The organism is Dactylosporangium sp. NPDC005572 (assembly GCF_040605515.1).
Lineage (GTDB): Bacteria > Actinomycetota > Actinomycetes > Mycobacteriales > Micromonosporaceae > Dactylosporangium.
Genome location: NZ_JBEXCY010000318.1, coordinates 1 through 9,778, shown reverse-complemented (window position 1 = coordinate 9,778; position 9,778 = coordinate 1). Strand labels below are relative to the sequence as shown.

Annotated in this window: 9 protein-coding genes and 1 pseudogene; 8 read left to right on the top strand and 2 right to left on the bottom strand. The window is 71.4% G+C overall.

Annotated features, from left to right (window positions below; all coding sequences use genetic code 11):
* The 7 genes and pseudogenes from ABZS66_RS58190 to ABZS66_RS58160 form a co-directional block, all read left to right on the top strand.
* Nucleotides 1-737, top strand: a pseudogene (locus tag ABZS66_RS58190) (glycosyl hydrolase); the annotation flags it as partial.
* A gap of 398 nt (nucleotides 738-1,135) precedes the next feature.
* Nucleotides 1,136-2,449 (top strand): L-fuconate dehydratase, encoded by a 1,314-nt coding sequence (locus ABZS66_RS58185; protein ID WP_354773042.1) that lies wholly within the window; start codon nucleotides 1,136-1,138, stop codon nucleotides 2,447-2,449.
* Nucleotides 2,450-2,457: 8 nt separating this feature from the next.
* Entirely contained in the window at nucleotides 2,458-3,492 is a 1,035-nt protein-coding gene (locus tag ABZS66_RS58180) for a sugar ABC transporter substrate-binding protein (protein WP_354773040.1), read from the top strand.
* Nucleotides 3,489-4,988: a sugar ABC transporter ATP-binding protein gene (locus ABZS66_RS58175; RefSeq protein WP_354773038.1), complete on the top strand. Its 1,500-nt coding sequence runs from the start codon at nucleotides 3,489-3,491 to the stop codon at nucleotides 4,986-4,988. The genes ABZS66_RS58180 and ABZS66_RS58175 overlap by 4 nt, the downstream gene beginning before the upstream one ends.
* The gene (locus ABZS66_RS58170; protein WP_354773036.1) at nucleotides 4,985-5,995 is read left to right on the top strand and encodes an ABC transporter permease; all 1,011 of its coding nucleotides are present in this window, start codon (nucleotides 4,985-4,987) and stop codon (nucleotides 5,993-5,995) included. The genes ABZS66_RS58175 and ABZS66_RS58170 overlap by 4 nt, the downstream gene beginning before the upstream one ends.
* A gap of 7 nt (nucleotides 5,996-6,002) precedes the next feature.
* Nucleotides 6,003-6,644, top strand: a complete 642-nt coding sequence (locus ABZS66_RS58165) for a class I SAM-dependent methyltransferase (RefSeq protein WP_354773034.1) — start codon at nucleotides 6,003-6,005, stop codon at nucleotides 6,642-6,644.
* A gap of 28 nt (nucleotides 6,645-6,672) precedes the next feature.
* Nucleotides 6,673-7,089, top strand: coding sequence for a nuclear transport factor 2 family protein (locus ABZS66_RS58160; RefSeq protein WP_354773032.1), 417 nt, complete (start codon nucleotides 6,673-6,675; stop codon nucleotides 7,087-7,089).
* A gap of 25 nt (nucleotides 7,090-7,114) precedes the next feature.
* Here ABZS66_RS58160 and ABZS66_RS58155 read toward each other — a convergent pair whose 3' ends face one another.
* Both ABZS66_RS58155 and ABZS66_RS58150 read right to left on the bottom strand, forming a co-directional pair.
* Complete coding sequence (locus ABZS66_RS58155; protein ID WP_354773030.1) at nucleotides 7,115-7,519, bottom strand: SRPBCC family protein; 405 nt, start codon at nucleotides 7,517-7,519, stop codon at nucleotides 7,115-7,117.
* A gap of 5 nt (nucleotides 7,520-7,524) precedes the next feature.
* Nucleotides 7,525-8,316, bottom strand: coding sequence for a DinB family protein (locus ABZS66_RS58150; protein WP_354773028.1), 792 nt, complete (start codon nucleotides 8,314-8,316; stop codon nucleotides 7,525-7,527).
* 110 nt (nucleotides 8,317-8,426) lie between these two features.
* On the opposite strand from ABZS66_RS58150, the gene ABZS66_RS58145 reads away from it, so the two are divergent.
* Entirely contained in the window at nucleotides 8,427-9,689 is a 1,263-nt protein-coding gene (locus ABZS66_RS58145; RefSeq protein WP_354773026.1) for an extracellular solute-binding protein, read from the top strand.
* Nucleotides 9,690-9,778 lie beyond the last annotated feature (89 nt).

Below are 9,778 nucleotides of genomic sequence, written 5' to 3'. Positions count from 1 at the left end.
ATGGCGTGAAGTCGCTGTCGGGCACCGCGTCGACGCTCGGCACCGGCCCGGGCGGTGGAGGCGGGGGCAACGGCCCGACGTTCTACTCCGACATCAACTTCTCCGGCGGCGCGGTGACCCTGGGCGCCGGCAACTACGACCTCGCGCAGCTGCAGTCGGCCGGCATCGCCAACGACAGCATCTCCTCCATCCGCGTGCCGTCCGGCTACACGGTCACCGGCTACAGCAACGGCGGGTTCACGGGCACGTCCTGGACCTTCACCGCCGACAACCCGAACCTCATCAACACCGGCAACAACGACGCGATCTCATCGTTGCGCGTGGCCACCACCGGCGGCGGGAGCGGCGGCAGTTCGCTGCGGGCCGGCGCGAACAACCTGTTCGTCTCGGCGGCCAACGCCGGGGCGTCGCCGCTCATCGCGAACGCGAGTGCGGTCGGCGCGAACGAGCGGTTCGACGTCGTCGACCTCGGCGGGGGCAACGTGGCCCTGCGGGCGCGGGTGAACAACAAGTTCGTCTGCGCGGAGAACGCCGGCGCCAACCCGCTCATCGCCAACCGCGACGCGGCCGGCGCGTGGGAGACGTTCCGGCTGATCAACAACTCGGACGGGACCGTGAGCTTCCAGGCGACCGTCAACAACAAGTACGTCGTGGCCGAGAACGGCGGCAACGCCGCGCTGATCGCCAACCGCGACGCGATCGGCCCGTGGGAGAAGTTCAGCCTGGCAACCGCCTAGGAACGTGCACAGGGGCGCGGACCGCCGGTCCGCGCCCCTGTGGCATGCACGCCATCGTGGCGACCCGGGCACGCCGAAAGGCCCGGGCACCTCGAGCGGGTGCACGGGCATGCGGGTATCGGTGCCGGCCGCCGGGCGCCCGGCGGTCGGCACCCACCCCGCGGCGCGTCGGCGTCACGCTGCGGGGTGCTGTCCGCAGGTCCCCGGAGCGGTGGGTCCGCTCATCGAACCATGGACAACCCTCAAAGCAGAGTGAACATCGGAGGTCTCGATTCGTCAAGATGCTGACCGGACTTCAGTTCTCGTGAACAAAAGCCCAAAACTGCCCCTTGCCCTCGGCGCCATGATCCTGCTAAACATCGGATGTATCCGAAACACGCACCTAGGACGGGAACCGAATGACGAGCCGATTTGTGTCGCTGGACACCTACGACGTACGGTTCCCGACCTCACAGCACCTCGACGGCTCCGACGCGATGAACCCCGACCCCGACTACTCCGCCGCGTACGTCGTGCTGCGCACGGACGCGGAGGACGGGCGCGAGGGCCACGGGTTCGCCTTCACCATCGGCCGGGGCAACGAGGTGCAGACCGCCGCCATCCACGCCCTGCGACCGTACCTCGTGGGCCGGCTCACCAAGGAGGTCCTCGATGACCTCGGCGGACTCTGGCGGGAGCTGGTCCACGACTCGCAGCTGCGCTGGCTCGGGCCGGAGAAGGGCGTCATGCACATGGCCATCTCCGCCGTCGTCAACGCGCTGTGGGACCTCAAGGCGAAGCGGGCCGGGCTGCCGCTGTGGCAGCTGCTCGGCTCGATGACCCCCGAGGAGCTCGTCGACCTCGTCGACTTCCGGTACCTCACCGACGCCCTCACGCGGGACGAGGCGCTGGAGCTGCTCCGCCCGGGCGCCGAGGGCCGGGCCGAGCGCATCGCGACACTGCTGGACCAGGGGTACCCGGCCTACGCCACCTCACCCGGCTGGCTGGGGTACTCCGACGAGAAGCTGACCCGCCTGTGCCGCGAGGCCATCGACGCCGGCTTCACCCAGATCAAGCTCAAGGTCGGCGCGGACCTCGAGGACGACCTGCGCCGCATGCGGATCGCCCGCGAGGTCTGCGGGCCCGACGTGCGGATCGCGGTCGACGCCAACCAGCGCTGGGACGTCGACGCCGCCGTCGAGTGGGTGAGGGCGCTCGCGCCCTACCATCCGTGGTGGGTCGAGGAACCGACCAGCCCCGACGACGTGGTCGGGCACGCCGAGATCGCGCGGAGGATCGCCCCGATCCCGGTCGCGACCGGCGAGCACGTGCAGAACCGGGTCGTGTTCAAGCAGCTGCTGCAGCTCGACGCCGTCTCGTTCGTCCAGCTCGACGCCGCCCGCGTCGCCGGGGTGAACGAGAACATCGCGATCCTGCTGCTCGCCGCCAAGTTCGGGGTGCCGGTCTGCCCGCACGCCGGCGGCGTCGGGCTGTGCGAGCTCGTCCAGCACCTTTCCATGTTCGACTACGTGGCCGTCTCCCGGTCCATGGACAACCGCGTGATCGAGTACGTCGACCATCTCCACGAACACTTCACGGACCCGGTCCAGCTGCGCGAGGGCCGCTACCTCGCGCCGACGGCCCCCGGGTTCAGCTCCACCATGCGGGCGGAGAGCCGGGCCCGCTACGCCTATCCGGACGGCCCCATCTGGAACCCCACCAACACCCCCTGAGGACTCCCATGAGAATCCTGCCGGCAATCGCCGCCGCCGCCCTGGTCGTGAGCCTCGCTGCCTGTAGCGACTCCGCGGACCCGAAGAGCACCTCCGACAACAACAGCCCGCCCATCGCGGTCGACCTGCCGCGCGCCGACTCCGACTTCTGGAACAGCTACGCGAAGTACATCCCGCAGTTCGCCAAGGACACCGGCATCAACCTGATGACGCCGACCAACTCGCAGAACGACATCGCCAAGCTCGTCGCCAACACCCAGGCATTGACGAGCCAGGGCGCGAAGGCGATCGTGATGGCACCGCAGGACACCGGCGCCATCGCCACCACCCTCACCACCCTGGAGCAGAAGAAGATCCCCGTGGTCACCGTGGACACCCGCCCCGACAAGGGCAACGTCTACATGGTCGTGCGCGCCGACAACCGGGCGTACGGCCAGAAGGCGTGCGAGTTCCTCGGCCAGAAGCTCGGTGGCAAGGGCAAGGTCATCGAGTTCCAGGGTTCGCTGTCGTCGGTGAACGGCCGGGACCGCTCCGAGGCGTTCGCCGAATGCATGAAGGACAAGTTCCCCGGCATCACGGTCTTCGCCGAGCCGACCGAGTGGGAGGGCGCGAAGGCGTCCGCCGCGCTGCAGACCCGCCTCGCCCAGCACCCCGACATCAACGGCATCTACATGCAGGCCGGCGGCGTGTTCCTGGCCCCGACCCTGCAGCTGCTGCGCTCGAAGAACCTGCTGGTGCCGCCGACCGACCCCAAGCACATCTTCATCGTCTCCAACGACGGCATCCCGCAGGAGTTCGACGCGATCCGCAAGGGCGAGATCGACGCGACCGTCTCCCAGCCGGCCGACCTCTACGCGAAGTACGCGCTCTACTACGCCAAGGCGGCCGTCGAGGGCAAGACGTTCCAGCCCGGCAAGACCGACCACGACAGCACGATCGTCAAGGTCCGCGACGGCGTCCTCGAGGACCAGCTGCCCGCCCCGCTCGTCACCAAGGACAACGTCGACGACACGGCGTTGTGGGGAAACCAGATCGGTAAATGATGACCGTCGAACAACCGGCCGTGGCGGCGCTCGAAGTGTCCAAGCACTTCGGCGCCACCACGGCGCTGTCGAACGTGACCCTGCGGATCGCGCCGGGTGAGACGCACGCCCTGGTCGGGCGCAACGGCGCCGGCAAGTCGACCCTCGTGTCGCTGCTCACCGGCCTGCACCGGCCGGACGGCGGCGAGATCCGCTTCGCCGGCGCCGCCGCGCCCCCGGTCGCCGACCGGGCCGCGTGGCGGCAGCGGGTCGCCTGCGTGTTCCAGCGCTCCACGATCATTCCGTCACTGACCGTCGCCGAGAACCTGTTCCTCAACCGGCAGACCGACCGGGGCCCGATCCGCTGGCGTGCCCTGCGCGCCAGAGCCAACGATCTCCTCGGCGAGTACGCCGTCGACGTCGACCCCGGCGCCCTGGCCGGCGACCTCGACGTCGAGCAGCGCCAGCTCGTGGAGATCGCCCGGGCCCTGTCGCAGGGTGCCCGGTTCATCATCCTCGACGAGCCGACCGCCCGCCTCGACGCCACCGGCATCGACCGGCTCTTCGAGCGGCTCCGCAACCTGAGCGCCTCGGGCGTCACCATGCTGTTCATCTCCCATCATCTCCAGGAGGTGTACCGCGTGTGCGACACGGTCACCGTGCTTCGCGACGCCCGGTGGGTCCTCACCGAGTCCGTGGCCGACGTCGGGCACGACGCGCTCGTCGCGGCGATGACCGGTGAGGCGGTCGGGCTCACGACCGTCGCGCCGCGCCCGCCGGTGGCCGAGACCGCGGACACCGCCCTGCGGCTGACCGGCCTCGCCCTCGACGGCGCCTACGAGCCGCTCGACCTGACCGTCCGGGCCGGCGAGATCGTCGGCGTCACCGGCTCCGGCAGCAGCGGCAAGGTGTCCCTCGCCGAGACCGTCGGCGGCCTGCGCAAGGCGACCGCCGGCACGATCACGGTCGGCGCGACGACCGTACGGCCGGGCAGCGTCCCGGCCGCGCTCGCCGCCGGGATCGGCCTGGTGCCGCAGGACCGGCACCGCGAGGGGCTGATCTCCCTGCTGTCGGTCGGCGAGAACGCCACCCTGCCGATCGCCGACCGGCTCGGTCCCGCGGGCGCCATCGTGCCGAGCCGTCGACGGGCCGTCGCCGAAGGGTTCATCCAGCGGTACGACATCCGCACCGAAGGTCCCGAAGCGCCGGTCGGCAGCCTGTCCGGCGGGAATGCCCAGAAGGTCGTCCTCGCGCGCGCCCTGAGCACCGACCCGCGCCTCCTGGTCCTCATCAACCCGACCGCGGGCGTCGACGTCCGCTCGAAGGAGTCCCTGCTCGGCGCCGTCCGCACGGCCGCCGACGCCGGCACCGGCGTCCTGATGGTCTCCGACGAGCTGGACGACCTGCGCCACTGCGACCGGGTCCTCGTCATGTTCCACGGGCGGGTCACCGCCGAACTGCAGGCCGGCTGGAGCGACACCGACGTGGTCGCCGCCGTCGAAGGAGTCTCCGAATGACCACCACCGCCCCGGCCCCCGTCGCCGGCCGCCGGCGCACCGTCCCGAGGCTCGCCCGCATGCGGGACCTCACGCTCGTGCCGGCAATCATCGTGCTGCTCATCGTGGGCGCGCTGATCGACCCGGTGTTCCTGTCCCGGAACAACCTGGTCAACGTCCTGCAGCAGCAGACCGAGCTGTCGCTGCTCGTGCTCGCCGAGACGCTGATCCTCATCGGCGGCCGGTTCGACCTGTCCCTGGAGTCCACGGTCGGCCTGGCCCCGGCGCTCGGCGTCGTCCTGGTGATCCCGGCCGCCAGCAACGGCATCGGCACCGAATGGTCCTCCGCCCTCGCCGTGCCGATCATTCTGCTGGTCGGCCTGCTCGTCGGCGCCCTCAACGGCCTGCTCATCCTCCGGTTCGGGCTGTCCGCGTTCATCGTGACGCTCGGCATGCTCATCACGCTGCGGGGCCTACAGATCGGCATCACCGGCGGGCAGAGCCTCTTCGAGCTGCCGCCATCGGTGACGTACCTCGGCAACGCCACCTGGCTGGGCCTGCCGCTGTCGATCTGGCTGTGCGCGGGCCTGTTCGCGGCCGGCATCGCGGCGCTGGGCTGGTTCCGGCACGGCCGCGCCGTCTACGCCATCGGCGGCAACGTCGACGCGGCCCGGGCCGCCGGTATCCGCAGCGACCGGGTCATGTGGATCGTGTTCATCGTCGGCGGCCTCCTGGCGGCACTGGCCGGCCTGCTGATGACCGGCCGCCTGGGCTCGGTGGCCGCCGCCCAGGGCGACGGCATGATCTTCAAGGTCTTCGCGGCCGCGGTCATCGGCGGCGTGAGCATGGACGGCGGCAAGGGCACGCTGTTCGGCGCCCTGTGTGGCGTCCTGGTGCTGGGCCTCATCGACAACATCCTGACCCTGGCCGGCGTCTCGGCCGAGTGGATCCAGGCGGTGTACGGCCTGATCATCCTGGTGGCCCTGATCCTGGCCCGGGTGACCACGGGCAAGGCCCAGGACTCATGATGGGCTGATGAGCGACGACGTCCTGGCCGAGCAGGTCGGGTACTACCGGCACCGCGCCGGCGAGTACGACGCGACGGCGTACGGGGACGTCGCCGCGGCCCGGGAACGGATCGCCCGGCTGGTCGCACGCATGCGACCGGCCGGGCGCGTGCTCGAGATCGCCTGCGGGACCGGCCTGTGGACCGAGGCCCTGACCGGCCACGCCGGCTCGGTGCTGGCGATCGACGCGGCGCCCGAGACGATCGCGATCGCCCGTGAGCGCGCCCCGGGCGCCACCTTCGAGGTCGCCGACGTGTTCGCCTGGAGCACCGCCGAGCGGTTCGACGTGGTCTTCTTCTCCGCCTGGCTGTCCCACGTGCCGGAGCGCCGGTTCGCCGAGTTCTGGGACAAGTTGCGGGGCCTGCTCGCGGACGGCGGACGGGTGTGGTTCCTCGACGAGCACGTCGACGAGCAGGCGAAGGAGGCCTGGGTCGGCGACGAGATCGTCGAGCGGACCCTCCAGGACGGCCGGACCTTCCGCATCGTCAAGCAGTTCATCGACCCGGCGTCGCTCGTCGAACGGCTCCGCGGCCTGGGCTGGGACTGCCGCATCGAGCGCGACGGCGCAGACTGGATCCTGGGCGAGGCCCGCCCGGCGGCGGGCCGCTGACCCAGCAGCAGGCAGAGGGGCAACGGCGATGGACGCGGATGATCGGACCAATGATCGGACCAGGGCCGCCATCGAGGAACACTGGCGGGCGTCGGAGTCCGGGGAGAACGAAGCGGAGCACGCCATCTACGCCGAGGACGCGATCCTGGACTACCCACAGTCGGGTGAACGCTTCCGCGGCCGGGCGACGATCCTCGCGCAGCGCGGCGGCCATCCAGCCGAGCGGCACTTCACCGTCCTGCGGATCGCCGGGCGGTCGAACCGGTGGGTGAGCGAGTGCATCATCACCTATGACGGCGTGCCCACCTATGCGGTGAGCCTGATGGAGTTCGCGCGAGACCACGTGGTCCACGAGACGCAGTACTTCGCCGACGCGTTCAGTGCGCCCGCATGGCGGGCGGCGCTGGCGGAGCCGATGCCCGGCAGGACCATCGCCGTGGCGTGAGCCCGGCGGGACGGTGGCGGGCCGCTCAGTCCGGTTCCGCCTCCTCGCAGAAGCGCTTGAGGCCCTTGAGGTCCTCGCGGAGCCGATTTCGAACGACCGTCTCGGGCGCCGAGTCGACCATCGCCACCTGGCTGTCGTCGAGCTCGACGACCGCGAACACGTCGGTGCCCCGGCCCTCGGCCTCCTCCAGACGGAACGTCTCGGTGAGCACCGCGCTGTCCCAGTGCACCAGGCGACCCGGCTCTGTGCTGTCGAGCACCGCGTCGAGCTCGACCCGTCGCCCGCCGATGTCCAGGGCCATGCGCGCCACCGAGCGGTCGAGCGGTGACAGGCTCAGCACCGAGGACATGAACCTCGGATACTCCTCGAAGTGCACCAGGTGCTGGTAGGCCGACATCGGCGGCACGCCGACCCGGACGACGTCACGCATGATGATCATGATCGCACCCCCGTCGGGCTCGCGTCGACTCCAACGGTACGCCGGTGGGTGAGAGCGTCGAGGTCGCGGACCGCGTAACGGTGGTGCTCCCACTCCTCCTCGAGGATCACGTGCAGGCAGGAGCGCACGGTCTCCGGATGCTCGGGGGCGTGGGGGTTGCGGCGGGGCGCGGCCAGCGCGTCGGGTGTGACCGCGTCGAGGAGGTCGCGGACCATCGTGACGCGGCCCGCCCGGACCTGGAGCACCTCGGCGTACGGCGGGTGCGCCGTCTTGAAGGCGGGCGCGCTCACACCGTCGCGCTCGGTGCCGGTGTCCAGCCGGCCGATGGGGTGGAAGGGCTCGTCGAGCTCCAGGATCGCCCGGCCGAGCCACAGGTCCGTGGCGAAGACCAGGTGCCGCAGTGTCTGCGCGAACGACCACTCGCCGCCGACCGCCACGTCGACCGTGCCGGCCGGCATCGCCGCGGCGCGCGCGAGCGTGGCCGCCCAGGTCCGCTCCAGCGCCGCCCAGGCGGCGCGCAGGCCGTCCGGATCGGCGGCGCGCCGGTCGGCGCGGCCGGGGAAGCGGCGGTTCAGCTCGGCCTCGACGAACGGCAGCACGTCGACGCCGTTGACGAGCAGGACGTTGTCCGCGTCGAACAGCCAGGGTGAGTCGATCTCGGCTCGGCGCAGCTCGATGCCCCGCATCACGACGCCGGAGAGGTCGGCACCGACGAACCGGGCGTCGCGCAGGTCCGCGCCGGCGAACGTCGCCGCTCGCAGGTCGTCGGACGGGCTGAAGGTTGTCATGGTCGCTCCTCGTAAGACGGCCGGCGGCACACACGCTCTTCCTGACATCCGGTGGCGGGAGACTGACACAAAGCGCGCCATCCGTGTCGGTGCGCCCCACAATCGGCGCCGTGTCCGGTCTTCGACTTCCGCGGGCTGCGCGGCTCGTGCTCGCCGCCGTCCTCGCCGCCGCGCTCGTGGCCTGTGAGCACCGCCCCTCGCCGCCGTACGTGGACGACGACCGGCACAGCCGGCCGGGGACCCTGGTGATCTGGGCCGACGACGACCGGGCCGAGGCGCTGCGCCCGTTCGCCGAGAAGTTCGCCGAGCGGCACGGTATCCACGTCGAGTTCGACGGGGCGGGGACGGCGGACGACCGGCGGTACGACTTCCTCAGCGCCGTCCGCGGCGGCAAGGGGCCCGACATCTTCGTCGGCGAGCACCAGTTCGCCGGGGAGTTCGTCGCCGCCGGTGCGGTCGTGCCGATCGCGCTGCCCGACCCGGTGCGCGCCGGGTTCGAGCCCCTGTCGATCCGCGCCGGGACGTACGACGGGCAGCTGTACCTGCTGCCGCACGGTATCACCACCGTCATGCTGTACCGCAACACCGAACTGGTACCCGAGGCGCCGGCCACCATCGAGGACCTCGTCGCCACCGGCCGCCGGCTCGTGGTCGACGGGAAGGCGAGCGAGGTCCTGGGCCTGCCGGTCGGCGAGGGCGGGGACCTCGAGCACGTCTATCCGCTGTACACGTCGGCCGGCGGGTATCTCTTCGCCACGAAGGACGACGGCACGGCCGACCCCGCGCAGCCCGGCCTGGGCACGCCCGCGTCCGTCGCCGCGTTCCGGCGCCTCGCCGAGCTCGGCGAGACCGGCTCCGGTGCGCTGCAGCGGTACCTCGACCTCGGCAAGATCTCGGGAACGGTGACCGACGGGCGGGTGCCGATGGTCGCCCTGCACCCGTTCGTGATGGAGCTGCTGCGCCCGCTGTCCCGGGCGACGTGGGCCGCCTCGCCGGTGCCCGGGTTCGCCGGCGGGCGGCCGGCCCGCCCGCTGGTGCGGGTCCAGGGGTTCTACCTGTCCAGCGCCGCGAAGAACAAGGCCCTCGCCGAGCAGTTCCTGCTCGAGGTGGCCACCACCGTGGAGGTGCAGATGGCCCTCTACGCGGCCTGGCCGATGGTGCCGGCGCTCGCCACGGCCATCGACGTGGTCGTCCGCGCGGACCCGGACATGGTGGCCGTGCTCGACGTCGCCCGCACCGGCGAGCTGGTGCCGTCCATCCCGCAGATGCGCAAGGTGTGGACACCCTTCGGCAAGGCCGAGGCCGCGGTCGTCGGCGGCGGCGACCCGGCGGCCGCGGTCGCGGACGCCGCTTCGCGGGTCACGAGTGGCTAGGCGATGACCCAGCGGTGACGCCGGGGCGGCCCGCCCGGTGTCCTCCGCACTCGCCGGCGTGCTGCACGGGGCGATCGCGCAGGCGCACA